General features: G+C 58.2%; 16 protein-coding genes and 1 tRNA gene. 9 read left to right on the top strand and 8 right to left on the bottom strand.

All coding sequences use genetic code 11. From position 1 onward, the window contains the following. Window positions 1-74 precede the first annotated feature (74 nt). Window positions 75-2603: a phosphoketolase family protein gene (locus tag PMX72_RS08975; RefSeq protein WP_271728946.1), complete on the bottom strand. Its 2529-nt coding sequence runs from the start codon at window positions 2601-2603 to the stop codon at window positions 75-77. A 204-nt stretch (window positions 2604-2807) separates the two neighbouring features. Then, entirely contained in the window at window positions 2808-3836 is a 1029-nt protein-coding gene (locus PMX72_RS08970) for a LacI family DNA-binding transcriptional regulator (RefSeq protein ID WP_117640829.1), read from the bottom strand. A gap of 240 nt (window positions 3837-4076) precedes the next feature. Between PMX72_RS08970 and murB the strand changes: the two genes are divergently transcribed. Together murB and PMX72_RS08960 are read left to right on the top strand one after the other, a co-directional pair. Then, on the top strand, window positions 4077-5039 hold the full coding sequence (murB, locus tag PMX72_RS08965; protein WP_271746208.1) for a UDP-N-acetylmuramate dehydrogenase: 963 nt from the start codon (window positions 4077-4079) through the stop codon (window positions 5037-5039). Window positions 5040-5563: 524 nt separating this feature from the next. Beyond that, entirely contained in the window at window positions 5564-7282 is a 1719-nt protein-coding gene (locus PMX72_RS08960) for a hypothetical protein (protein WP_271728949.1), read from the top strand. A gap of 224 nt (window positions 7283-7506) precedes the next feature. On the opposite strand, the gene PMX72_RS08955 is transcribed toward PMX72_RS08960, so the two are convergent. Beyond that, the gene (locus PMX72_RS08955) at window positions 7507-8712 is read right to left on the bottom strand and encodes a coiled-coil domain-containing protein (RefSeq protein ID WP_271728950.1); all 1206 of its coding nucleotides are present in this window, start codon (window positions 8710-8712) and stop codon (window positions 7507-7509) included. 266 nt (window positions 8713-8978) lie between these two features. Here PMX72_RS08955 and galE point away from each other — a divergent pair, with 266 nt between their 5' ends. From galE to glgP, 3 genes are all read left to right on the top strand, one after another. Next, a complete protein-coding gene (gene galE, locus PMX72_RS08950) occupies window positions 8979-10040 on the top strand; it encodes a UDP-glucose 4-epimerase GalE (protein ID WP_117564856.1) in 1062 nt (353 codons plus the stop codon). Between the two features lie 210 nt (window positions 10041-10250). Beyond that, complete coding sequence (malQ, locus tag PMX72_RS08945) at window positions 10251-11768, top strand: 4-alpha-glucanotransferase (protein WP_253057195.1); 1518 nt, start codon at window positions 10251-10253, stop codon at window positions 11766-11768. Window positions 11769-11896: 128 nt separating this feature from the next. Next, window positions 11897-14164: a glycogen/starch/alpha-glucan family phosphorylase gene (gene glgP / locus PMX72_RS08940; protein WP_271728952.1), complete on the top strand. Its 2268-nt coding sequence runs from the start codon at window positions 11897-11899 to the stop codon at window positions 14162-14164. 455 nt (window positions 14165-14619) lie between these two features. On the opposite strand, the gene PMX72_RS08935 is transcribed toward glgP, so the two are convergent. The 5 genes from PMX72_RS08935 to PMX72_RS08915 all read right to left on the bottom strand — a co-directional run bounded on the left by PMX72_RS08935 (window position 14620) and on the right by PMX72_RS08915 (window position 20011). After that, the gene (locus PMX72_RS08935) at window positions 14620-15819 is read right to left on the bottom strand and encodes an ABC transporter ATP-binding protein (protein ID WP_117636044.1); all 1200 of its coding nucleotides are present in this window, start codon (window positions 15817-15819) and stop codon (window positions 14620-14622) included. Between the two features lie 68 nt (window positions 15820-15887). Continuing rightward, window positions 15888-16727, bottom strand: coding sequence for a carbohydrate ABC transporter permease (locus tag PMX72_RS08930; RefSeq protein ID WP_089573621.1), 840 nt, complete (start codon window positions 16725-16727; stop codon window positions 15888-15890). Beyond that, window positions 16727-17581: a carbohydrate ABC transporter permease gene (locus tag PMX72_RS08925; RefSeq protein WP_055252174.1), complete on the bottom strand. Its 855-nt coding sequence runs from the start codon at window positions 17579-17581 to the stop codon at window positions 16727-16729. Before PMX72_RS08925 ends, PMX72_RS08930 begins: the two co-directional genes overlap by 1 nt. 87 nt (window positions 17582-17668) lie before the next feature. Further along, window positions 17669-18985: an ABC transporter substrate-binding protein gene (locus PMX72_RS08920; protein WP_055252173.1), complete on the bottom strand. Its 1317-nt coding sequence runs from the start codon at window positions 18983-18985 to the stop codon at window positions 17669-17671. Window positions 18986-19291: 306 nt separating this feature from the next. Next, window positions 19292-20011, bottom strand: coding sequence for a GntR family transcriptional regulator (locus PMX72_RS08915; protein WP_117638177.1), 720 nt, complete (start codon window positions 20009-20011; stop codon window positions 19292-19294). A gap of 224 nt (window positions 20012-20235) precedes the next feature. Between PMX72_RS08915 and PMX72_RS08910 the strand changes: the two genes are divergently transcribed. The 4 genes from PMX72_RS08910 to PMX72_RS08895 all read left to right on the top strand — a co-directional run bounded on the left by PMX72_RS08910 (window position 20236) and on the right by PMX72_RS08895 (window position 24985). Continuing rightward, window positions 20236-22686, top strand: a complete 2451-nt coding sequence (locus PMX72_RS08910; RefSeq protein ID WP_271728954.1) for a PTS transporter subunit EIIC — start codon at window positions 20236-20238, stop codon at window positions 22684-22686. A 127-nt stretch (window positions 22687-22813) separates the two neighbouring features. Further along, window positions 22814-23827, top strand: a complete 1014-nt coding sequence (locus PMX72_RS08905; RefSeq protein WP_117638175.1) for a polyprenyl synthetase family protein — start codon at window positions 22814-22816, stop codon at window positions 23825-23827. Window positions 23828-23966: 139 nt separating this feature from the next. Further along, window positions 23967-24872 (top strand): peptidoglycan-binding domain-containing protein, encoded by a 906-nt coding sequence (locus PMX72_RS08900; protein ID WP_271728955.1) that lies wholly within the window; start codon window positions 23967-23969, stop codon window positions 24870-24872. A 38-nt stretch (window positions 24873-24910) separates the two neighbouring features. After that, window positions 24911-24985, top strand: a tRNA-Gln gene (locus PMX72_RS08895). Window positions 24986-25801 lie beyond the last annotated feature (816 nt).

Genomic DNA, 25801 nt, shown 5'->3' with positions numbered 1-25801 from the left:
CGCGAAGCCCACTTCCCGGAGCAAGGCCACCCCGCCGGGCAAGGCCCCAGCGCGAGGCCGTCCCGGATGCCTACCTACTCGTTGTCGCCTGCGGTCATTTGGGTTGCGGAGAGCGTGCCGTCGGCGGCAGTTGCAGCCGCAGCGTCGGGCCAGACCCAGTCAGTGAAGGCCGGGTGATCGAAGCCCTCGTTGCACGCGAACTCAAAGGCCTCGGTGCGGAATGCCTCCCACTCGTCAATCTGCTCTGCAAACTTGTCGGCGTCGACCATGCGCAGCACGTCGGCGGCCAAAGCCCAACGATCCATGTTGTTCAGACGCAGCATGTCGAACGGCGTGGTCGTGGAGCCCTTCTCCTCGTAGCCGTGGACGCGGAAGGCGTCGTGGCCGGGGCGGTTCCAGATCAGGCGGCGAATCGTGCCGGCATAGGCGTGGAATGCGAAGAGCACGGGCTTCTCACCGCAGCCGAACAGCTCAGCCCAGCGCCCATCGCTGATGGCCTGGTCGTTCTCGCAGACGTTCTGAATCTTGAGCAGATCGACCACGTTAACGAACCACACCTTAATGCCTAGCTCGCGCAGCATATCGGTTGCGGCCAGAGCCTCGAGCGTCGGCACGTCACCGCAGGTCGCAACCACGACGTCGGCCTCGGCGAGTGAACCAGCGGTCGATGCCCACTTCCAAGTCGCGACGCCCTCGGCGAGCTCGGCCTTTGCCTCGTCGACCGTCTGGAAGGTCGGGGCGGGCTGCTTGCCGCAGAAAATGGCGTTGACGCAGTCGGTGGACTGATAGACGCGCTCGGCCACAGCGAGGGCCATGTTGGCGTCGGCCGGATAGTAAGCATTCACGATATGCGTGTCGTTGGCTTTGTTGAGCAGCAGGTCGATAAAGCCGGGGTCCTGGTGCGAGAAGCCGTTGTGGTCCTGACGCCAAACATGGCTCGATAGCAAAATGTTGAGGCCGCTGATGGGGGCACGCCACGGAATCTCGCGCTTGGTGGCCTCGAGCCACTTGCAGTGCTGGTTGACCATGGAATCGACCACGTGCACAAAGCTCTCGTAGGAGCTCCACACACCGGAGCGGCCGGTGAGCACGTAAGCCTCGAGGAAGCCTTCGCACTGGTGCTCGGACAGCTGCTCGACAACCTTACCGGAGCCGGCCAGCAGCTCGTCGTTGGCCTCGTCCTCGTAGAAGCCGGCATCCCACTGCTTCTTGGTCACCTTGTAGGCGGCCTGCAGGCGGTTAGACGCGGTCTCGTCGGGACCGAAGATGCGGAAATCCTCCATGTTCTTGGCCAGAACGTCGGCAGTGTACTCACCAAAGACGCGAGCGGCCTCGGTGGAGCCCCAGCCATGGCCCTTCTCGGCGACGGGGATCTCGTGGGCGTGAATATCGGGGAGCTCGAGCTCGCGGCGCACCTTGCCGCCGTTCGCGTTGGGATTGGCGCCGATACGCAGCTCGCCGGTCGGCATAAAGGCCGTCACCTCGGGGCGCACCTGGCCCTCGGGCGTAAAGAGCTCCTCGGGCTTGTAGGAGCGCAACCACTCGCGCAACACGCGGAAGTGCTCGTGGGTGTCCTTGGCGCTCGCCAGCGGCACCTGATGGGCGCGCCAGGAGTCCTCGGTCTTCTTGCCGTCGATGTGCTTGGGGCAAGTCCAGCCCTTGGGCGTGCGGAACACGATCATGGGGTAGGCCGGGCGGACCACGGTCTCGCCTGCGGCGGCCTGGGCCTGCGCGGTGGCCTTGATGTCGCAGATCTCGTCAAAGACCTGCTCAAACAGGGCGGCGAAACGCTCGTGGATGCTCGCGTGACTCTCGTCGTCAAAGCCGGCGACAAAGAAGTGCGGCTTGTAGCCCATGCCCTCGAAGAACTTGGTGAGCTCCTCGTCGGACACGCGGGCGAGGATGGTGGGGTTGGCGATCTTGTAACCGTTGAGGTGTAGGATCGGCAGGACGATGCCGTCGGTTGCCGGGTTCACGAGCTTGTTGGACTGCCAAGAAGTGGCAAGCGGACCGGTCTCGGACTCACCGTCGCCCACCACGGCCACGGCCAGCAGGCTCGGGTTGTCCATGACGGCGCCGTAGGCGTGGCTGAGCGTGTAGCCGAGCTCGCCGCCCTCGTGGATGGAACCGGGCGTCTCGGGCGCAAAGTGGCTCGGGATGCCGCCGGGATAGGAGAACTGGCGGAAGAACTTCTGCAGGCCGGCCTCGTCATTGGTGATGTCGGGGCGGATCTCACGGTAGGTGCCATCGAGCAGCGACTGGGCGGTGCCAGCAGGGCCACCGTGGCCCGGGCCCATCAAGAAAATGGCGTTCTGGTTGTGATCGGCGATGAGGCGGTTGACATGACCGAACAGGAAGTTGATACCGGGCGTGGTGCCCCAGTGACCGACCAGACGGTGCTTAACGTCCGGACGACCAAAATCGCGCGTCTCGCCGGTCTTCTCGTCGGCAAAGTCGCTGCGCATCAGCGGGTTGGAGCGAAGGTAAATCTGGCCGACGGACAGGTAGTTCGAGGCGCGCCAATACAGGTCGACACCCTCGAGCTCGGAAGCGGGAACCTCATGTCCCAGTTTTTGCCACGGCGTTCCCAGTGTTTTAGCCATTGTTTATGTCCCTTCGCTGCGCGGTCGCCTTCCGATACGGCAACCTTTCGTTGGGACTAGTATATTTGCTAAAACGTTTTATCATGGTGAAAAAACGTTTTACCATCCTGATTTGCCCTATGGACAGGCCAAAGCAGACATTCACCTGCGGCATTGTCTGTCACAGGTACTCCACATTCAATCTGCATGAATTGATAAACGTGTTTAGTTGTGTTTAGTAAGCTCGAGCACGCTGTCCTTAACGATAAGCGCCGGCTCCAGAACGACCTCTTCGGCACGCCTGCCGCCCCTGCCGGCAAGACGCTTGGACATGCAGCCAAAAGCATGCTCGGCGAGCACGCCGGGGTCCTGCTCGATTGCGGTCAACGCCGGCTCAAAGAGAACGTCGGCCGCCGAGTTGTCATAGCTCACCACCGAGATATCGCCCGGAATGCTCTTCCCCATCTCGTGCAGGCGCTTGAGCAGGCCCAGCGCAATGTTGTCCGAGCTTGCGAACACAGCAGTTGCGTCAGTTGCGAGCACCGCCTCCGAGGCCTCGTAGGCACTCGGAATGTAATACTCACTCTCGAACTCCAAGCGCGCATCGATGGGCAGCCCCACCTCGCGCAGCGCACGCTCATAGCCGGCAAGTCGTTTGCGACCCGTATTGGAGCGGCGCGCATTAACCAAGCAGGCAATACGACGGTGGCCCTGCTCGATTAGATAGCGGGTGGCCATATAGCCGCCCATCTCGTGGTCGAACATCACCTTGTCGCACTCGAGTCCCTCAATGGCACGGTCAACCATTACCGCCGGGATGGGCAGATGGCTGACTTCTTCGCGCAAAGCGCGGTCGTCCGAGAATTCGTCGCCCACGACCAAGAACACACCATCGACGCCGCGCGTCACCAACTGGCGCAGGAGCTCTAGATCGTCCTCGGCGCTTCCACCCGAGCTGGTAATAAAGAGCGCGTAGCCGTCCTCGCGGCAGCGCTTTTCCAGACTGCCAGCGAGCGAGGCAAAAAATCGGCTCTCGATGTTGGGAACGATAAGGCCCAGCGTGCGCGACTCGCGCATGACCAGGCTGCGCGCGATCTGGTTGGGAACATAGTGGTTGCGCGCCGCGACCTCTTTGATGCGCTTGCGGTTTTCTTCCGAGATGCGACAAGGCCGGTTGTTGAGAACAAGCGAGACCGACGAGGGGGATAGCCCCACCTCCTGGGCAATCTGCTTGAGAGTAACTTTGTTGCCCATCTCGCTCCTTCCGAGTATTCGCGCAATCTCTTGAAAGTATAGCGACCGTCCCTCTACCTCGATGATAAACACTTTACCAATCCGGTAGACGGCTGTTTTATCGCCGCGATTGGTGCAAAGCAACCTGACCCCTTTGCACCATGTGATGCATTGGGGTCAGGCTGCTTTGCACCAAATCCATCCGGGTGGGGTATATTGCATTCGATTGATGAAAACGACCACCATAAGGCGGATATACGTATGCACGAGAATGACTTTTTTAACGAGGACCTGCTCTGCGCACTCGCTGGCGTTGCCGGCGAGGACAACGTGCTCATGAGCGAGCCCATGCGCGAGCACACCACGTTTAAGATCGGCGGCCCGGCCGACGTCTTTGTCACGCCCGACACCGAGCAGGGACTCGTTGCCACGCTCGATACCTGCTACCGCTGCGATCTGCCACTCACCATCGTGGGCAACGGCTCCGACCTGCTCGTCGGCGACAAGGGCATCCGCGGCGTCGTCGTGGCGCTGGGCGAAGGCCTCTCTAACATCACCGTCGACGGCACGCATGTTACGGCAGCAGCCGGCGCGCTGCTCTCGGACGTAGCGGCAGCGGCAGCCGAGGCTAGTCTTACCGGCATGGAGCCCATCTCGGGCATCCCCGGCTCGGTCGGCGGCGCCTGCTACATGAACGCCGGTGCCTACGGCGCCTGCATGGCCGATGTGCTGGAGTCCGTGCGCGTCTACAAACCTGCTCGCCAGCTCGACGACGGTACCCGCGGCAGCGGCAATATCATTGAGTTCGATGTCGATGAGCTCAACCTGGGCTATCGTAAGAGCCGCATTGCCGACGACGGCTTTATCGTGCTTTCGGCCACCTTCAATCTCGCCCCGGGCAACGCCGCGATGATCAAGGCCGACATGGATGACTACCGCCAACGCCGCGAGGACAAGCAGCCGCTCGACATGCCGAGCGCCGGCTCCACCTTCAAGCGCCCCGAGGGCTATTTTGCCGGCAAGCTCATCATGGACGCCGGCCTGCGCGGCCATGCCGTTGGCGGTGCGCAGGTGAGTGAGAAGCACTGCGGCTTCATCGTCAACGCCGACCACGCCACCGCCGCCGACGTCGACGAACTCATCCGCCACATTCAAGCAACCGTCAAGGAACAATTCGGAGTAGACCTAGAACCAGAAGTCCACCGAGTCGGCGAATTCCTCTAACAAAGAAGGCCCCGAAAGGGAGAGGCTTCGTAAGGAAGTCCTCTCCCCTTCGGCTTTTGTAATCCTCCACTAATGATTGAATTGGCTGGTAAAATCAATCGTACGTGGAGAATTACAATATGGAAGGAGGACTTGACTATGGCAAATGGAAATGCAGCGACTTTTTCTCGGCTCGGCTCGGCTCGGCTCGGCTCGGCTCGGCTCGGCTCGGCTCGGCTCGGCTCGGCTCGGCTCGGCTCGGCTCGGCTCGGCTCGGCTCGGCTCGGCTCGGCAGGAGCATAGCGCCGCCTTTTCAGCCTTTCAAGTCTTATTTCATACAATTTATAACGAACCGGTTGCCGGAGACAGGACGCATTATGCCTTGGCTTCGGCTTTTTGCGTTTTCCGGAAGGATGGTGGTTTGATATTGAAGACCTAACCACGACTGTCAAATCAATCTTTTCCGGTTAAGCCTTCTATCTTCTCCGGCGTGCCCGCTGTCGGAGGAAGTAAATAGCGGATAGAAATAGTTTGGAGGAATGGAAATGAAGAAGAAGCTTCTAGGCGCTCTGCTTGCGCTGTGCCTTGTGATGGTGCTTGTTCCCATAACAGCATTTGCGGCAGACACCATGGACACTTGGGATGGAACAGCCGATATAAGCTGGTATGATGAGAATAAAACGGAATTTCATCTGCAAACAGCCGAGCAGTTGGCAGGCATGGCAAAGCTCGTCAATGATAATACAGCAAATTTTAAGGACAAAACTGTTTACCTTGATAATGACTTGGATTTAGGCAGGCATGAATGGATCTCTATCGGTAACGGAGCCAATACGGCTTGGGGATCATTTCAGGGGATTTTTGACGGACAAAGCCATGTAGTTTATAACCTGTATTCTCATGAGGGCCTAAAATCTGAAAACAAAGACAATAACAATAACTTGTATAGAAATGGTTTGTTCGGTGCTATCTACAATGCAACTGTGCAAAATCTCGGCATTGAAAATGCGGATATCGTGATACCGATGAATGATACCTCCACCTACGGAAAAGGCATTTTGGTGGACTGGATGACCGATTCCACTATTAAAAACTGTTATACTACCGGTTCCATTACCGGCGGTTCTTATATAGAAAAATTCATAGGTGGTATTGCAGGATTTTTAAATGGGAACAACAGTATCAGCCAGTGTTATTCTACCGCTGCAATTACGGGTAACTATGACGGCGAGTACTATGCAGAACAAGAAGGCGGGTTAGAGCCTATGGATTGCTGGGATTCGCTGGGTGGCATTGTCGGAGCCTCGTATACGGGACAGGTGACAATAAGCGACTGCTGGTTTGGTGGTGAAATCGTTGTAAACTCCATTCAGGCTCCCGTTGGCGGTATTGTTGGCTTTGGCCAAGGTGTGAGCATGGTCAACTGTCTTGTCGCTACGAAGGGAATCGGCAACGACGGCTTGGAAAACACTTGCTGGTTGGGGTATGTCGTAAATACTGATGCAAAGAATTGTTTCTGGCCTGCTGATGACAGATATGGTTCAAATGTTTCTAATGAACAAAGCGGCAACTCAGCCGGAACCGCTACCAACGACTTTAACTCTGACGATGTTCTCGTAGGACTTCAGGCAAATGCAGGAAGCGATGTAGAATGGGTATCCGGGATTGGACATCCGACTTTTGTGTGGGATGCCAATAACATTCCCGCTGATTACACAGCTGTCGATGCAGCCATCGGCAAGGTAAACGCTCTGAACAAGGATGAGTTCAAAGACTTCACTGCGGTAGAAGCTGCCGTCAATGCTGTTGTCCGTGGCAAGAACATCACTAAACAGAGCGAAGTTGATGCAATGGCGAAAGCTATCGAAGATGCCATTGCTGCCCTGCAATACAAGGATGCTGATTACACAAAGGTAGATGCAGCTATCGCCAAGGTAAACGCTCTGAACAAGGATGAGTATAAAGACTTCACTGCGGTAGAAGCTGCCGTCAAGGCTGTTGTCCGCGACAAGAACATCACTGAACAGAGCGAAGTTGATGCAATGGCAAAGGCTATTGAAGATGCGATTGCTGCTCTTGAGAAAAAACCTGTCAGCACCAAGGAGAAAAAACCTGCCAGCACCAAACCGGGAACATCCGATAAGCTTCCGCAGGCTGGCGATACAAACAGCCTTGCTTTGTGGATCGCCCTGCTGTTCGCCAGCGTCGGCGCAGTAACCTTAACAACCGTTTACGGCGGAAAGAAAAAGCGCAGCGTAAAGTAAAACTAAGTATTTAGCCCAAGGGACCGGCGCTTTCCTATATTCAGACAACCAGTCCGGTGAGTCGCGCTCAGGACCCGAGAGGGCCGCGTGCCCGCCCGCAATATATTTGATTGATCGCGAGTTCCGCACGCAAAGAAGGCCACTTAATGTGGCCTTCTTCTTGCGCAGGACTGCCCGAGCAGGCAATCAAATATATTGCGGGCGGGCACGCGGCCCAGTCGGCTTTACGACAGCGCAATACCGCCGAGCCAGCCCCAACGCACGCCAGAGCCAGTGCCGTAGAACCGAATAAACGCATCAAGCGACTTAGACGTAATGGCGCCCTCGTTGCTCATAACGATGCCGCCGCCAACATAGATGCCCACGTGTCCGTACAGCAGACCCGGCGTACCGGTGCCACTGTGCGACGAGTCGGCCACGATCATGCCCACCTGCAGCGCCGAACGATCGGAGCTGTAGCACCAGGCGTTAAACATGTCGCACGCGTTGCCGCCAAAGTAGCCCACGCCGGCGTTGCGGAACACGTTGGTAACCCAGGCAGCGCACCAGTTCAGGCCAGGCGAAGGCGTGGAGTAGCATGCGTTGACGACAGCCTGCTGCTTGCCCGAGCCGGCATTCTGCTGCGGAGTTCCGGGCGCATACGATCCGCCACCCGAGCTTGAACCACCCGAGTAGGAATTGTTCTTGTTTGCGGCAGCCGCGGCAGCGGCAGCCTTCTTGGCAGCCTCCTCGGCCTGAGCAGCAGCAAGAATCTCGGAATCGCGCTGGGCCATGAGCTCCTTGACATCGTCGGAGAGGCCGTTCAGAACCGTCTGGACCTCCTGCTGCTTGGCCTGCATGTCCTGCATCTGGGCCGTCTGCTGGTCCTTGAGCTTCTCCAGGTCGGCCTTCTGCGACTCGAGCTCGGACTTCTGTGTATCGAGTTCTTTCTGGATGGTCTGGATGTCCTCAATGGCGTCACGGTCACTCTTGTTGATCTTCTCAACGTAATGCGCGTTGGCGACGAGCTCCTCAAATGAGCCCGAAGCCAGTAGCAGCGACAGGATGTTGGTGCCGCCCGACTTGTAGCTGGCGGCAACGCGATCGGAAAGGTCGCCGCGCCTCTTTTTGAGCTCGGTCTTCTTGGTGTCGATCTGAGCCTGCGTCTCGTCAATCTGGCCCTGCACGCCTTCGATATCGCTGAGGGTCTGGGCATTCTTGTTGGCGAGCGTCGCGTACTCATTGGCGATGCTGTCGAGCTGAGCCTGGACCTCGTCGAGCTGGGCCTGGGCGGCATTTAGTTTGTCGGTGGTTTCTTGGCTGGCCTCAGCCGCATGGGCGCGGGCGGGTAGGCCAAAAAGAACAGCCGCGGAAGCGGCGCCGAAAAGAGCCTTAAGGGCAGTGCGGCGCGAGAGCTCCTGGGAAAGGATGGAATCGCTGTTTGGTGACATATGTACTCCGTTACATGCTTATTTATATGTCGCTCAACTCATACATATTAGCGTACATATGGCGCGTCCCAACGATTTCCACGAACGGCAGGAAACTACAAGGTCGGCGGCTCGTAAGCAATTGTCAAATTTGAGGTAACAATTGAGCAAGCTCTTATATGAGTACGTTAACATAATCCTCTGCTTTTCCTACAGTGCACCATTTGGGCGTCCCCGCCTGCGCTATACTCCCCTCTAGAAGTGTTCCTGATTCGATAGGAGACTACATGTCCAAAGCACTCGACCCCAAAGACACCTGCGTCCTCGTTACCGGCGGCGCCGGCTTTATCGGCTCGCATACCGTCGTTCAGCTGCTCGAGGGTGGCTACCAGGTTGTCGTCGTCGATGACCTCTCCAACTCCAGCGCCGTTGCCATCGACCGCGTCAAGACCATCGTGGGCGACGAGGCCGCCAAGAACCTCACCTTCTACGAGGCCAACGTGCTCGACCGCGATGCGATGAACAAGATCTTCGATACCCACCAGATCGACCGTGTCATCCACTTCGCCGGCTTTAAGGCCGTTGGCGAGTCGGTGAGCAAGCCCGTCGAGTACTACCACAACAATATCGAGAACACCCTGGTGCTCATCGATGTCATGCGCAACCACGGTTGTAAGTCCATCATCTTCTCGAGCTCTTCGACCGTCTACGGCGATCCGGACAATCCGCCTGTCACCGAAGAGGACCCCAAGAAGCCCGCGACCAACCCCTATGGTTGGACCAAGTGGATGATTGAGCAGATCCTCATGGACGTTCACACCGCCGACCCCGAGTGGGACGTCGTGCTGCTCCGTTACTTCAACCCCATCGGCGCTCATCCGTCGGGCCTGATCGGCGAGGACCCCAAGGGCATCCCCAACAACCTGGTGCCTTACGTCGCCCAGGTCGCCGTCGGTAAGCTCGAGGCCGTTCAGGTCTTTGGCAACGATTACCCCACCCCCGACGGCACCGGTGTTCGCGACTACATCCACGTGTGCGACCTGGCATCTGGTCACGTGGCCGCCCTCAACTGGATGAACGGCAAGACCGGCGTCGAGATCTTTAACCTGGGCACCGGCACCGGCACCTCGGTACTCGAGGTCGTCGCCGCCTTCTCCAAGGCTTGTGGCAAGGAGCTGCCCTACGTGATCCGCGAGCGCCGCGCCGGCGACATCGCTGCCAACTGGTGCGATGCCTCAAAGGCCGAGCGCATGATGGGCTGGAAGGCCCAGTACGACATCGCGGACATGTGCCGCGATAGCTGGAACTGGCAGAGCCACAACCCCAACGGCTTCGCCGACGCCGAGTAGCAAAAACCTACATACCGTTCTTGCCCCGATCTCACGTTGTGAGGTCAGGGCTTTTTTTCATGGCATGTAGCCATTCGCCGAAAATCGACCAACTTTTTTATCTTGCCTGTACATGTTTAAACAACATGTTTTACAATAGGCGTATCGAATCAGAACATCGGAGGCGGACTGCACACCCATCGGCAGGCCGACCCCACAACAAGAAGGTTGGTGAGCGCATTCATGGAGCGTGCAAGCGGCGTCCTCATGCCCGTCTCATCTCTGCCCGGACCATACGGAATCGGCGGCTTTGGCTGGAATGCCTACGACTTCGTCGATTTTCTCGCCTCGTGCAAACAACATTACTGGCAGATTCTGCCCCTTACGACGACCAGCTATGGCGATTCGCCTTATCAGTCGTTCTCGGCCCGCGCAGGCAACCCCAACTTTATCGACTTTGCCGAGCTTATCGAGGCAGGGTATCTGGAGCAGCGCGATATCGATGGCGTGTATCTGGGATCCGACCCCAGCAATGTCGACTACGGTGCCATCTTTGGCGGCCGCCGTCAGATTCTCGACCGCGCCGCCGAGCGCTTTGCTGCCGACAAGCCGGCCGATTTCGATGACTTTATCCAGGCCAACGAGGACTGGCTCATCCCCTACTGTGAGTTCATGACCGTCAAAGAGGAGTGCGGTCTCAAGGCGTTTTGGGAGTGGCCCGCGGAGCTCCGCACCCGCGGCGAGGCTTCCGCCAAGGTCTGCACCGACCATCCGGCGCGTATGCTCTACCACCAGATGACGCAGTACTTCTTCGATCGCCAGTGGAGCCGCCTCAAGGCCTATGCCAACGAGCGCGACATTCTCATCATCGGCGACCTGCCCATCTATGTCTCGCGTGACTCCGTCGAGATGTGGGCGACACCTGAGCTCTTTAAGATCGACGCCGCCGGCAATCCCGTGAGCGTCGCCGGCACGCCGCCCGACCAGTTCTCGGCCACCGGCCAGTACTGGGGCAACCCCATCTACGACTGGGACGCCATGGAGGCCGACGGCTTCTCCTGGTGGGAGGGCCGCATTCGCGCCGCCCTCGACATGTACGACGTCATCCGCCTGGATCACTTCCGCGGCTTCGAGGCCTATTGGGAGGTGCCGTTCTCCTCGCCTGATTCGTCCTACGGTTCGTGGACGCAGGGTCCCGGCCTCAAGCTCTTCAAGACGCTCGAGGAAAAGCTCGGCACGCTGCCCATCATCGCCGAGGACCTGGGCTTCCTCACCCCCGGCGTCATCGATATGCGCGACAACTCGGGCTTCCCCGGCATGAAGATCCTGCAGTTTGCCTTTGAGGGCACCAACTCGTACTACCTGCCGCACAACTACATTGCCAACACCGTCGCCTACGTGGGCACTCACGACAACGAGACGGCACGCGGCTGGTTTGAAGGAACGGCTACCCCGCGTCAGCGCGAGCAGACAGCCCTGTACACCCATCAGCAGGCCGGCGAACCCATCGCCGACGCGCTCAACCGAACCATCGCAGCCAGCGTGAGCGACACGTGCATCTACACCATGCAGGACCTGCTCAACTTGGGCAACGAGGCGCGCATCAACACCCCTGCCACGCTGGGCGGCAACTGGACCTGGCGCATGCTCGACGGCGCCATCACCCGCGAGCTCGAGCACAAACTCACCGACTGGACCGAGACCTACTTCCGCATCCCGTCGGAAGCCGAAATCGAGCTTCCTCAATAGGAGCTACCGCGCCCGACCCCTCCCCACCGTGCGGACGCGCTTGCTTACCCGCGCGAGGCCACCCCAATCCCCTCGCGCGGGATTCTTATGAATTGCAGACATGTAATCAACCCATTACAGGAGGAAACATGCCCCAAATTAACCTCATGGAACTCGCCGAGCAGTCTTTTGGCACCTCGCTCGAGCAGCTCGACGACCGTCGCATTTACAAGCTGCTGGTCAAACTCGTGCAGGAGCGCTCCGCCGCCTGCCCGCTCAACAACGGCAAGAAAAAGCTCTATTACATTTCCGCCGAATTTTTGATCGGCAAGCTGCTCATCAACAACATGATCGACCTCGGCATCTACGACGAGGTTAAGGACCAGCTCACCGCCGCAGGCCACGACCTCAACAAGATCGAGGAGTTCGAGGTCGAGCCGTCGCTCGGCAACGGCGGCCTGGGCCGCCTGGCCGCATGCTTCCTGGATTCCATCGCCACGCTGGGCTTGACCGGCGATGGCGTGGGCCTCAACTATCACTACGGCCTGTTCCGTCAGCGCTTTGTGGACAACCAGCAGAAGGCCGTCCCCGACGAGTGGCTCGGTGAGCAGGACATCCTAGTCGACGACGACCGCTCCTACACCGTCGAGTTCGGCGATTTTGCCGTTACCTCCAAGCTCGTCAACATCGACGTGCCCGGTTACGGCCAGCCCACCAAGAACCGTCTGCGCCTGTTCGACCTGGCGAGCGTCGACGACGGCCTGGTCCCCGGCAGCTCCATCGACTTCGACAAGACAGAGATCGCCAAGAACCTCACCTTGTTCCTCTACCCCGACGATTCCGACGAGCAGGGCCGCCTGCTTCGCATCTACCAGGAATACTTCATGGTGAGCAACGCCGCCCAGCTCCTGATCGACGAGGCCATCGAGCGCGGCAGCAACCTGCACGATCTGGCCGACTACGCCGTGGTCCAAATTAACGACACGCACCCCACCATGGTCATCCCCGAGCTCATTCGCTTGCTCACCACCGAGCATGGCATCGAGTTTGACGAGGCCGTGACCATCGTACGCTCCATGGTCGCCTACACTAACCACACGATTCTTGCCGAGGCGCTCGAGAAGTGGCCGCTCGTCAGCCTGCAGAAGGTCTCCCCTGCCATCGCCGACATTATCGTCAAGCTCGATGAGATCGCGAAAGCCGAGCACGATGACCCGCGCGTCGCCATCATTGACGAGCACGACACCGTCCACATGGCCCACATGGACATCCACTTTGGCTTCTCCATCAACGGTGTAGCCGCCCTCCACACCAAGATTCTGGAGGACACCGAGCTTCATCCGTTCTACGAGATCTATCCCGAGAAGTTCTCCAACAAGACCAACGGCATCACCTTCCGCCGCTGGATCCATGGGGCCAACCCCGCGCTCGCCAGCCTGCTCGACGATGTGATCGGCACCGACTGGCGCAGCACCGGCGATCTGAGCAAACTCGCCAAGTTCGCCGACGACAAGAATGTTCTTGAGCGCCTGGCCGCCACCAAGACCGAGGCCAAGGCCATCATGCGCCAGTTCATGGCGCTCGAACAGGGCGTGACGATCCCATCCAACGCCATCATCGATGTTCAGGTCAAGCGTATCCACGAGTACAAGCGCCAGCAGATGCTCGCGCTCTACATAATCTGGAAGTATCTCGACATCAAGAACGGCAATAAGCCTAAGCACCCCGTCACCATCATCTTTGGCGGCAAGGCGGCCCCTGCCTACACTATCGCGCAGGACATCATCCATCTGATCTTGACGCTGTCGCAGTGGATTGCAAACGACCCCGACGTGGCTCCCTACCTGCAGGTTGTCATGATCGAGAACTACAACGTCACCGCCGCCGAGCGCGTGATCCCCGCCGCCGACATCTCCGAGCAGATCAGCCTGGCCTCCAAGGAGGCGAGCGGCACCTCCAACATGAAGTTCATGCTCAACGGCGCCCTAACCCTGTGCACGCTCGACGGTGCCAACGTGGAGATTGCCGAGCTCGTGGGCGACGAGAACATCTATACCTTTGGTGCCTCGTCCAAACAGGTCGAGCAGCTCTACGCCGACGGCACCTACAACGCCGGTGCGCTCTACCGCAAGCCCGGAATTAAACTGCTGGTGGACTTCATCACCAACCCGGCCTTTATGGCAACCGGCAACGCCGAGCGCCTGCAGCGCCTGCACGACGACATTAAGGGCAAGGACTGGTTTATGGCCCTGCTCGACATTGAGGAGTACATCCAGACCAAGGAGCGCGTGCTGGCCGACTACGAGGACCAGGACGCCTGGATGCGCAAGGCGCTCATCAATATCGCCAACGCCGGCACCTTCTCGTCCGACCGTACGATCTCCCAGTACAACGACGAGATCTGGCACCTGAGCTAATTCGGTTTCATCGCCCATCCTCTTGAAAACGGAGCCACGGCAACGCGGCTCCGTTTTTTGTGCCCGCACGTTACCCTGTGATCCGACTCGGCCAAACAATCTCGATCCATAACAACTACTCAACCAAAACGGTCCCAGCTGTTACAGATTGAGACATACCGGCCCCTCCCCTTGGGTTTATCTCAATCTGTAACATCTAGCAGGTGAAATTCGCCTTCGGTGTTACAGATTTAGATGAAATGGTTGGCACAGCGGAACCGTCTCGATCTGTAACATCTAACGTCCGAAATCGGCCCTACCTGTTACAGATCAAGACAAACTGACAGACGGAAAGCCCCAACACAAAGAAAGGCTCCCCTCTCGCCCAGTGGACGGGAGGGGAGCCTTATATGTGACCGCGGCAAAAGGATGGCAATACCGCAGTCGCCCAAAGGGAGGGCCTGGATGAACCGGGCCTAGATAAGGTTCTTGCCAGACACCTTATCGAAGAGGTGGGTCGCGTTCTTCTCGAACTTGAACCAGATGGGGTCGCCCGCCTTGAGCGCACCCTTGGCCTCAAGGTCGACAACGGGAATGATCAGGACGAACTGGCCATCGGGAGCGGTCACGTGGACATGCTCGGTCGAACCCATGAGCTCGGTCACCTCGACGGTACCCTGGAGCGCGCCCTCCTCGTCCTTGTCGGCAAGCAGAATCTGCTCGGGACGCACGCCGGCCGTGATCTCCTTCACGTCGCCGCCGTCCCAGTTGAGAGCAAGCTGAGCGCAGGTCTCGGGGGCGAGCGCCACGTTCATATCCTCGGTCTTGACGGTAAAGCCGTTGCCCGAGCGCACCAGCTGGGCATCGAAGAAGTTCATCTGCGGCACGCCGATAAAGCCGGCGACGAAGATGTTCGCGGGATGGTTGAATACCTCCTGCGGGGTGGCGATCTGCTGGACGACGCCGTCCTTCATGACCACGATACGGTCACCGAGGGTCATAGCCTCGGTCTGGTCGTGAGTAACATAAATGAACGTGCCCTTGATCTCGTGGCGCAGCTTAATGAGCTCGGCACGCATCTGGTTACGAAGCTTGGCGTCCAGGTTGGACAGCGGCTCGTCCATCAGGAAGACCTTGGGGTCTCGCACGATGGCGCGGCCGATGGCGACGCGCTGGCGCTGGCCACCCGAAAGCGCCTTAGGCTTACGGTCAAGATACTCGGTAATGCCCAGGATCTCGGCAGCGGAGCGAACCTTGCGGTCGATCTCGTCCTTGGGGACCTTCTTGAGCTCAAGCGTAAACGCCATGTTCTCGTACACCGTCATATTGGGGTACAGAGCATAGCTCTGGAACACCATGGCAATGTCGCGGTCCTTGGGTGCCACGTCGTTGACGCGCTTGCCATCGATGAACACATCGCCGGAGGTGATGTCCTCCAGGCCGGCGACCATGCGCATCGTCGTGGACTTACCGCAGCCAGAAGGGCCAACGAGGACGATGAACTCCTGGTCGTGAACGGTGAGGTTGAAGTCCTCTACAGCGAGCACACCGTCCTCGGTAACCTTGAGGTTGTGCTTCTTCTCCTCGGTCTTCTTCTTTTTGCCAAAGAAGCCCTTCTTTTTTGACTCGTTGTTGGGATACACCTTCTGAACATGTTTGAGAACGATCTCGGCCATGTCTCTACCTTTCGATACGCGGCGCCGCGCTGAGGGGCGCCGCCAAAACTTGCAAAACAGTTACGGCATCAGCCCTTGACGGCACCTGCCACCACACCGTCGATGATGTACTTCTGGCAGAAGATGTACATGATGACGATGGGGACAACGACCATCATGATGCAGGCCATCATGGGGCCGAGCTCGACGTGGCCATAGCCGCCGCGGAAGTACTGGATCAAAATAGGAATGGTCTTGTACTTGGTGGAGTCGAGCGTAAGGTAGGGCAGCAGGTAGTCGTTCCAGACCCACATGGTCTCGAGGATGCCGACCGAAAGATAGGTGGGCTTCATGATGGGGAGAACGATCTTAAAGAACACCTGAACCGGGTTGCAGCCGTCAATCATGGCCGCCTCCTCGATCTCGAGCGGGATGTTCTTTACAAAGCCGGCGAACATAAAGACCGCCAGGCCCGCGCCAAAGCCCAGATAGATAAAGCAGATGTTGAACGGCGTATTAAAGCCGATGCGGTCCGCCAAATTGGACAGCGTGAACATCAGCATCTGGAACGGTACGACCATCGAGAACACGAACAGGTAATAGAAGAAGTTCGAGATCTTGTTGTTGACACGAACCACGTACCAAGCGCACATGGAGCAGCACACCAGAATCAGCACGACCGACGTGACTGTGATGATGAGCGAGTACATAAACGCCGAGGCAAAGCCCTGCTCGTTAAGAGCGTGCACGTAGTTTGCGAGGCCGTTGAACGTCTCGGGCGTGAGCAGATCGAACGCCGTGGTGGTGCTGATTGCGGTCCCCTTCTTAAAGGAATTGAGCGCAATCATGAACACAGGGTAGATCCACGCGAGCGACAGAATCGTAAAGAAGATCGAGAGCGCGCGGTTAATAGCCTTATCGCGTTTCATTACTGCTGCACCTCCTTGGACCTCGTGGCCTTAAGCTGGATCATAGAAATAGCGACAACCAGGATGCAGAAGATAACTGCCTTGGCCTGACCGATGCCCTGCCATGCGATGCCAGCACGCGAATAGAACGTGTTGTAGATGTTCAGGGCGAGCATCTCGGTGGAGTGCGCCGGGGCACCACCGGTAAGGGCGAGGTTCTGGTCGAACAGCTTAAAGCCGTTGGTGATGGACAGGAACAGGCAGATGGTGATGGTCGGCATCAGGTTGGGGATCTTAACCTTCCAAAACGTCTGCCATGCCGTAGCGCCGTCGACCTTGGCGGCCTCGATGTAATCAGACGGAATGGACTGCAGACCGGCGATGTAGATGATCATCATGTAGCCGACCTGTTGCCACAGGGTCAGGATGATAAGGCCCCAGAAGCCAGCGGCGGAGTTGAGGGCGATAAGCTGGGCACCCACGTTGGAGAGCAGGCAGTTGATCAGAATCTGCCAAATGTAACCCAGTACAATGCCGCCAATCAGGTTAGGCATAAAGAAAATCGTACGGAAGATGTTGGTGCCCTTGAGCGCCTTGCGAGTGAGCGCCTGCGCAATGGCCAGCGCGATCACGTTGATGAGCACCGTCGACAGGAAGGCAAACGCCACGGTAAAGAAGAACGACGTGGAGAACTGCGGATCGGACAGCGCGCGCACGTAGTTCTCGATACCGACAAAGTGCGCGTTATTGATGGTAATAAACTGGCAGAACGAGAGATAGAAACCCTGGATAAAGGGAATCACGAACCCGATCATAAACGCCAGGCACGTGGGCAGCATAAAGAGCGGCCACCAGCGCTTGAGTGCTTTGCCCATAGAAGGGTCCTTTCAATATGCAGGGGGCGGGCAAACCTACGTCTGCCCGCCCCCTGTCGCTAATCAGATAGCTTGGGCAGCAACTGCTTACTCGGAAGCAGCCTTCTCGGTCTTCCAGCCATCGACGAAGGCGTTCTTGACGCCGTCCCACTTGGTGTTGTCGGCAGCATAAGCGATGAGAGCCTGCTTGAGGTTCTTCTTCCACTCCTCGGAGGGGATGTAAACGAAGTCCCAAGCGACGGTCTTCTTGCCGTCCTTGGCCATAGCAACGGCCTGCTGCGAGAAGACGTTGGTGGTCTCCTTAGCGCTCTTGAACGGGGCAGTCAGACCCATCTTGTCAGCGATGATGCTGGTGGCGGTGTCAGAAGTGACGCACCAATACATGAAGTCCTCGGTGGCCTTCTGGGCATCCTCGGAAGCCTGGGAGCTGACGCACCAGTAGTTCTCGCCGCCGGAGCACAGGCCCTGGTTCTCCTCGCCGTCGACGCCGATGTAGATCGGCAGCATGCCGAGCTGGTCGTCGGTCATACCGGCCTTGGTGAGGTCGGCGTAGGCCCAAGAGCCGTTCTGGTAGAAAACGGCCTTACCGGTTGCGAACTCGTTGGTGGCGTCGTCACCGGTCTTGGAGGCAAGCTGCGAAGGATCGCAGGTGGAGTCGGTGATGTACAGGTCGAAGATCTGCTTAAAGTTGTCGAGATACTCGCCCTTGATCTCGTCGTCCTCCTGGTTGTGCTCCTTCTCGAACTCGTAGTAGAGCGGGAGGTTGGCGAGGTGGGTGGTGTAGCGCCAGCTGGAGGAGTCATCCATGCCGGCGGAAGTGAAGGCACCGTCAACGCCGAGCTCGTCCTTGCGGGCCTGGATGTCATCGGCGCAAGCCTTCAGCTTGTCGAAGGAGTTGATGTCCTCGGCCTTGTAGCCGGCCTTCTCGAGGAGCTCCTTGTTGTAGATGATGCCGTAGCTCTCCTGAACCCAGTCGATACCCAGATCCTTGCCGTCGGACTGCAGCGCCAGGGAGTCGTCGATGAGCTCGCCGCGGAGCTTGGTGTCGGAAAGATCGGCGCAGTAGTCCTTCCAGTTCTTAAGGCCGGTGGGGCCGTTGACCTGGAACAGCGTCGGAGCGGAGCTCTTGGACATCTCGGACTTGAGCTTCTCCTCGTAGGTGTTGGAGGCGGCGGTCACGATCTTGACCTCGACGCCCTTCTCCTTCTTGTACGCCTTGGCGATCTCCTTCCACTCCTTGTCGACCTCGGGCTTGAACTGGAGGAAGTAGACCTCGGCAGCGTCACCAGAAGCAGAGGAGCCAGAGCCGGCAGAACCACCGCAGCCCACGAGGCCCAGACCAAGAACCGCAGCCGCGGAACCAGCAAAGCCCAGGAACTGCCTTCTGCTCATTTCGTTCTTCATTACAATCCACCCTTTCACACCGTGGCGGCACCCTTTGCCGCCGCCTTCGGAGATTGGCTCGGGGACTTTGCCCCTTTTGCTGACTTGTACAATACGCTATTTGGCTAGTTGTTTGAACAAGTATTACTAGAGCGGTAGAAAAACTTCGGTGAACGGTAATTTCGACTTGATACTTGACAAGTTTTGTATAAACAATTATTTGTTATCGAATGCAGAGAAAACGCCCGATCAAGCCGATGCATCGTCGGTTTGACCGGGCGTTTTCGCTTTGAGGGCATGAGTCTCGTCAGGCTGCGAGCTAGCCGGCTATCGCTTGGAATTGACGCGGTAATGGAAGATCTCGGGGTGTGTGCGGGCATGCGTGACCTCGAACAAGATGCCGTCCGAGGTGTACGACTGGCTCTCCATAACGGCGACGCAGTTGTACTTGCCAAGGTCCAGATAGCTGCAGTCCTCATCGTTGGCGAGCTCGACACTCACCGTACGGCGGCTCGCCATCACTTTGATGCCGCGCTTGTGCTCCAGATAGCCGTAGATAGAATCCGCCGCGATCTCGGGGGTCAGGCCCTTGGCGATCGACGCCAAAAAGTAGCCGTGGTCCACTTGGCGCGCGCTGCCGTTGAGGCTTCGGACACGCACGACGCGAATCAGCTCCTCGCCCACCTTAAAGCCCAGGCGACGAGAGAGTTGCTCAGTGCAAATCAAATGTTCAAAAGACTTGACCTCGGTCGATGCGACGGCATTGTTGCGTTTTGCGAACTCGCCAAACGACTCAACCTCTTCGAGTGCGCCCAGCATATCGGTTTCGCCCTTAAGCCAAATAACGCGCACGCCCTTGCCGTGTATAGGCTGCACAAACATCTGGTCGGCCAGCATGCTCAAGGCGCGTCGAACGGTATTGCGCGTGCAGCCAAACTCCGCGGTCAGCTCGGCTTCGGTTGGCAGCATCTCCTGAAACGCATAGGTCCCGTTGATGATGCGCGAACGGATCTCGCGGTAGATTCCTTCGTAAATCGCTTTTGGCATGATTTCACCTCTAATGAATATGTATGGCTAGGCACGATAGCATTTCTTAAAGTTGTTTAAACCGATTATCGGTAAAGCACGGATTATTTACCGTCGACGGTTCCCCCGAAACCCAAATCGGACCGAATCAAAACCGTCAATGCGGCAAGCAGCCAGTCCTCTACAATGAGTTCATTGTTTAAACGTTCTTGCTCGCACAGCATGTTGCATCCGAAAGGCATATTATGCTGCAGAAAATCCAACGTTTTGGCGGAGCCATGTTCGCGCCCGCCATGCTGTTTTCTATATCAGGCCTCATGGTCGGCATCTCCGCCCTCGCCACGACCGTGGATATCGTCGGCGACCTCGCCGTATACGGAACCCCCTGGTACGTTTTCTGGACTATCATTCAGCGCGGCTCGTGGACGGTCTTTAAGCGCCTTCCACTCCTTTTTGCCGTAGCGCTGCCCATCGGCCTTGCCCAAAAGCAACCGGCACGCTGCTGCCTCGAGGCGCTCGTAGCCTATTTTGCCTACTGTTTCTTTTTGAGCGAGATCATTAAGCTGAGCGGCGACAACCTTGGACTTAAGTACCCGTCGTCTTTAACCCCCGCCAGCGGCATCACCGTCATCGACGGCATCAAGACGCTCGACACCGGCATTATCGGCCCGCTGGCGGTGTCGGCAACCGTCGTTGCCATCCATGACCGCTTCTACGATGCCAAGGTTCCCGATTGGCTCGGCACGTTCTCGGGTTCCTCGCTCGTCTACCTCATCAGCTTTTTTGCCGTGTTTGCCCTTGCCGCCATCTCGGCCGCCATCGTGCCCTTCGCATACGCTGTGACCGAAACGCTGCGCCACGCACTTGCGGGCGTCGGCCCCTTCGGCGTGGGCATCTTTGTGTTTTTGGAGCGAGCGCTCGAGCCCATGGGGCTGCACCATCTGCTCTATATGCCCATCTATTACGACAATCTGGTCATTCACGACGGTATTTACGCCACGTGGACCAACCTGCTCCCCATTCTCTCCCATAGCACGCGCCCTTTAAATGAACTTGCGCCCTGGGCAGGTTTTACCGCCACCGGCTGGGGCAAGCTCTTTGGCCTTCCCGCCATCGCGGCAGCATTCTATTTCACCGCCAAACCCGAACGCCGCGCCGGTCTTAAGGTCATCCTTTTGCCCGCCATCGTCGCCTCGGTGGTCTGCGGCGTCACCGAGCCGCTCGAGTTTCTCTTTATGTTCACCTATCCCGGACTCTTTTTGCTCTACGCCGTCCTGTCCTCCTGCCTTGCCATGACCATGAACTTCTTTGGCATCGTCGGCATCTTCTCGGGCGGTCTCATGGAAATGACGGCCTTCAACTTCATCCCACTCATGCGAATGCATGCCGGCTCCTACCTTTTGGCGCTCGGTATCGGTCTTGCCTTTAGCCTCATCTTTTTTGTTAGTTTTCGAGCACTCATCTTGGTCTATGACCTTAAGACGCCGGGCCGCGAGAATCATGCCTCCAATCGCGCGGCAATCGATCGTTTAACGGGAAGCGGCTTTGTCAAAGAACAATCTCCCAATGGCGAGGTCAGTATTCAATCCGATCAAGATCACGTCCTCGCTGAGCGGGTAATTCAGCTTTTAGGTGGCGTTGGCAATATCGTGGGCGCAACCAACTGCGCCACGCGCCTGCGCGTCGAGGTCGCAGACCCTTCCATCGTTGCAGATAATGCGTCGTTTGTCGCGGTGGGCGCCAAGGGCCTCATCATTACGGGCAAGACCGCCCAGGTGATTATTGGCATCTCCGTTCCCCGCGTTAAAGAGCATTTTGACCAGATCATGGGCCTCGAGCCGGGATTTGTGCCCACCACCTCGGCCTCCCCTGCCGCCAGCGCAGCCCATAAGCGCGGCGATATCTGCTTCTTCGATATCGACGGAACACTCGCCTGGCAAGACCCTCGAGTGGCACAAGAGCTTCCCGAGAGCGAGCGAGACCTCTCCCCCTATCCCAATGAAGCGGTCTCGCAAGCCATCCGTGATTTTGTCGCCAAGGGCAATATGGCGTTTATCTGCACAGGGCGCACGCTGAGCTGCATCCATCCAAAGCTGCTCGAGCTGCCCTGGACCGGCATCGTCTGCCTCGCGGGTGGCTATGTCGAACTTGAGGGACACGTGATTCGCGATTTGGCGATGACGCCCGGCATGCTGCAGCGCCTTGCTCCCATTCTTGAGCAATCGGACGAAGTGATTCGTTTTGAGGGACTCAATGGCGTCGTTCGCATGAGTGCCGATGCGCCCGACGCTCCGGGATACGCCCGCACCGTGGGCGATGCAATTACGCAGCTGCAACATTACAGCGCCTACAAGATCTTAATGTCCACGTCGCTTGCCAACCGCATCGCTCAGGATCAAGCGTTTGAGCCGCTGCTCTGCTTTAACGAGCTCGAGCTCGAAGTGACCGAGATTTCGCCTCGCGAATGCACCAAGCGCGAGGGTATCCAGTCCGTACTCGACGCCCTCGATCCCCACCACGGAACCGTATACGGCATCGGCGACGCCAGCAATGACGTCTCGCTGATGAACGCCGTCGATGTCGGTATCGCCATGGGCAATGCGCCGTACTTCCTCAAGGAAAAGGCCGACTATGTCACCGACAGCATCGACCACGACGGCGTCGTCACCGCGCTCGAACACTTTGGGCTTATCTAGCCAAGCCCCTACCGCACTTGCGGCCGCATGGACCAATCGTCTTCAACCGCCGCGCTCGACGCCCTAATGTGGCAATATGTTGTCTGCATAATGCAACGATGCAACCTATCAAAGAATGCGAGAACCCGTGTCCAGTCCGTTTACCAGCTTTTTAGCCCAGCACTTTGACCAGATTAACGACTATCTGGCCACGTTCTTTGACGGACAGGCGACTTCCGCCGATATCGAGCGCTACCTGTATACCCCGCTCTCGGCATTTACGGCAAACGCTGGCAAGCGCCACCGCCCGCTCATCTGCATGCTCGCCGCCACTGCGGTAGGCGGCAGCTTTGAGAGCGCCCGCAGCGCAGCGGCGGCCATCGAGCACTTTCAGTCGGGCGCACTCATCCACGACGACATCGCCGACAACGGGCAGATTCGTCGCGGCAAGCCCTGCATGCACCTTACCGAGGGCACCGGTCTTGCCATCAACTGCGGTGACCTGGCGCTCACCATGGTCACCAAGACGGTTCTCGACGACCCCACACTCAACGCAGACGTGAAGCTTCACGTGCTCCACGAGCTTACCGAGATGATCGTCCGTACCATCGAGGGCCAAGCGCTCGACCTGGGCTGGGTCCGCGACGAGCGCTTTGACATTTCGGTCGACGATTATCTGGACATGGCGACGCACAAGACCGCGTACTACAGCGGAGCGACGCCGCTTGCCGCCGGAGCCATTATCGGCGGCGGCAGCGAAGAGCAGATTGAGGCACTGCGCGCCTTTGGGCTGCACACGGGCCTTGCCTTCCAGATTCAAGACGACCTGCTCAACTTGATCGGCACCAAGGAGGCCGCCAACAAGGACTTCCGCACCGATATCACCGAGGGCAAGCGCACCCTCGTTGCCGTGCATGCCCTGTCAGACGAGCGCTATCACGACGAGATCGAGGCAATCCTTTCCTCGGGCACCGAGGACCCTGCGCAGCTCGCACGCGCCGTGGAGATCTTCCAGGAGACTGGCTCCATCGATTACGCCCACACCTATGCGCTCGACCTGACCGCTAAGGCCAAGGCCGCTATCGAAGGCGTCGAGCTCGACCCGCATGCGCGCGAGCTCTTCCTCTCAATGGCAGATTTCTTTGTGGAGCGTCTTAACTAGCGGGGGTCATAAAACCTGTGGGCAGCGAGTTTTGGTACAAGTTGCTACACTATTGAGTGCATGTTTATAAATTGTCTCGCGTTGTCTATCCGACACACGCTCAAAATAGTACGAATGGTACGCCGAAAGGGGTTCGTTCATGGAACCTATTACCACGGGCATGCAGGGAGCAGCCGTCGAGGACGTCCAGTCCCGCCTTCTGCAGCTCGGCTATACAATCGATGGCGCCGAGGTTGTCGACAAGCGCTTTGGCACCACCACCGAGCAGGCCGTCAGCACCTTCAGGCTCGACAGCGGCCTTGCTGCCGGTCATGCCGTCGATATCCCCTGTTGGAGCGCCCTGGTCGACGCCTCGTATAAGCTGGGCGACCGCACCCTGTATCTGCGCATGCCCAATTTCCATGGCGCCGATGTGCAGGCCCTGCAGCGCGCTCTCAACGTTTTGGGCTTTGCCTGCGGCGAAGACGACGGCTACTTTGGTCCGCATACCGAGGCCGCCCTGCAGCAGTTCCAGGAAAATGTCGGCCTGTTTGCCGACGGCATGGCCTTCCAGGACACCTACGCCTACATCAACCGCCTGCACCATGTGTGGGAGGGCAAGCCCTCGGTCACCGAAGCCGAGTCCCGCATCGGTTTTGCTCGCGCCGCCAACGTGCTCGAGCGCTTCCAGATTGCCGTTATCGGCGAGGACCCCATCGCGCGCAGTGTTGCGTCGCGCATGTGGAATATCGCCACGGCGACGACCGACAGCAGCGGCATGATGCTTTGCGATTCCGAGGTTCCGACCGATGTCGACCTGGTGCTCGAGATCGCAAGCGACGAGTTGCCTGCAGACGCCGCCCCGCGCGCCACGATCGCCCTCGCCGAGTGCCACAACCTGGCCCAGCGCATCCGTACCGCCAATGTCGCCGCACAGCAAAAGCCGGCACGAATTCGCATCGAGCTCACCGGCATGACGCGTTACAACGGCACCTTTACCGCAAGCGACGCGCAGACCCTCGCCGTCCGCCTTCTCGATGGCGTTTGCGATGCCCTCGCAGATTAGGTAAACTAGACGAGTTGCTTTTGGGCAACACCAAACATTGGGACGTAGTTCAACGGTAGAACTCCGGTTTTTGGTGCCGGCTGTTGGGGGTTCGAATCCCTCCGTCCCAGCCATTAAAACTGAGCGCCCTAAGCCCATAACGGCCCAGGGCGCTTTCTTGTGGGCAAGCGGAGGAATTCGAACCCGCAAGGGTGCGGAGCTGAGGAAACGCGAAGCGTTTTCCAGCGCAGCACGCAAGGAGCGAAGCGACGCAGCGGGGCGCGGCCGCCGACCAGGCGGACGCGGAATCCCTCCGTCCCACACCAGCCAAGAGCCCCTCACGTCAAGCAAATCGAGCCAACGCCGCCAAGCGGAGGAATTCGAACCCGCAAGGGTGCGGAGCGACGCAGCGGGGCGCGGCCGCCGCAGGCAGACGCGGTGTCGGCACTTGGGGACGTTCCTAAGTGCCGACATTATAGGAACGTCCCCAAGTGCCGGCTCGGGACTATTTTCGAGGACCCTCCGAAGGACTGTGGCCAAAAAACGGCAAATATGAGTACTGTTACCGTTGTAGCTACATTATTTTCGTTAATAAAAGAAGATCTTAATGAGATTTATTCGCATCAAGGTCTTCCTTTAATGAACACTTGAGGAGATACGGCAGCTTATCTGCTCGATCGACACGTCAAATCACCTTAAATATGGTCAAAATTACTGCTACTAAAAGAGTATCAGTACTCATATTTGCCGTTTTTTGGCCACGGCTCTTTATAGACACCCTGTACAGCGACGGCGGAAGATTTCGGAACGTGTCCGTCAGCCCCGTTCCGAAAAGCGAGCCGCATGCAACGGCCAAGCCACGACAGGCCCCGGGAGAGCGGGGACACCGGCTTAGGTTTATCGCGAGTTCCGCACGAACAGGAGGCCACTTAATGTGGCCTCCGTCGTGA

It is taken from the genome of Collinsella aerofaciens (genome assembly GCF_028207065.1).
GTDB lineage: Bacteria > Actinomycetota > Coriobacteriia > Coriobacteriales > Coriobacteriaceae > Collinsella > Collinsella aerofaciens_AR.
The sequence above is the reverse complement of the archived record's forward strand: the minus strand, read 5'-3'. Positions and strand labels throughout refer to the sequence as shown.

What these genes read in the sequence shown, in the direction of transcription:
- PMX72_RS08975 (WP_271728946.1), bottom strand. Translation starts at nt 2,603, where the DNA reads ATGGCTAAAACACTGGGAACGCCGTGGCAAAAACTGGGACATGAGGTT.
- PMX72_RS08970 (WP_117640829.1), bottom strand. Translation starts at nt 3,836, where the DNA reads ATGGGCAACAAAGTTACTCTCAAGCAGATTGCCCAGGAGGTGGGGCTA.
- murB (WP_271746208.1), top strand. Translation starts at nt 4,077, where the DNA reads ATGCACGAGAATGACTTTTTTAACGAGGACCTGCTCTGCGCACTCGCT.
- PMX72_RS08960 (WP_271728949.1), top strand. Translation starts at nt 5,564, where the DNA reads ATGAAGAAGAAGCTTCTAGGCGCTCTGCTTGCGCTGTGCCTTGTGATG.
- PMX72_RS08955 (WP_271728950.1), bottom strand. Translation starts at nt 8,712, where the DNA reads ATGTCACCAAACAGCGATTCCATCCTTTCCCAGGAGCTCTCGCGCCGC.
- galE (WP_117564856.1), top strand. Translation starts at nt 8,979, where the DNA reads ATGTCCAAAGCACTCGACCCCAAAGACACCTGCGTCCTCGTTACCGGC.
- glgP (WP_271728952.1), top strand. Translation starts at nt 11,897, where the DNA reads ATGCCCCAAATTAACCTCATGGAACTCGCCGAGCAGTCTTTTGGCACC.
- PMX72_RS08935 (WP_117636044.1), bottom strand. Translation starts at nt 15,819, where the DNA reads ATGGCCGAGATCGTTCTCAAACATGTTCAGAAGGTGTATCCCAACAAC.
- PMX72_RS08930 (WP_089573621.1), bottom strand. Translation starts at nt 16,727, where the DNA reads ATGAAACGCGATAAGGCTATTAACCGCGCGCTCTCGATCTTCTTTACG.
- PMX72_RS08925 (WP_055252174.1), bottom strand. Translation starts at nt 17,581, where the DNA reads ATGGGCAAAGCACTCAAGCGCTGGTGGCCGCTCTTTATGCTGCCCACG.
- PMX72_RS08920 (WP_055252173.1), bottom strand. Translation starts at nt 18,985, where the DNA reads ATGAAGAACGAAATGAGCAGAAGGCAGTTCCTGGGCTTTGCTGGTTCC.
- PMX72_RS08915 (WP_117638177.1), bottom strand. Translation starts at nt 20,011, where the DNA reads ATGCCAAAAGCGATTTACGAAGGAATCTACCGCGAGATCCGTTCGCGC.
- PMX72_RS08910 (WP_271728954.1), top strand. Translation starts at nt 20,236, where the DNA reads ATGCTGCAGAAAATCCAACGTTTTGGCGGAGCCATGTTCGCGCCCGCC.
- PMX72_RS08900 (WP_271728955.1), top strand. Translation starts at nt 23,967, where the DNA reads ATGGAACCTATTACCACGGGCATGCAGGGAGCAGCCGTCGAGGACGTC.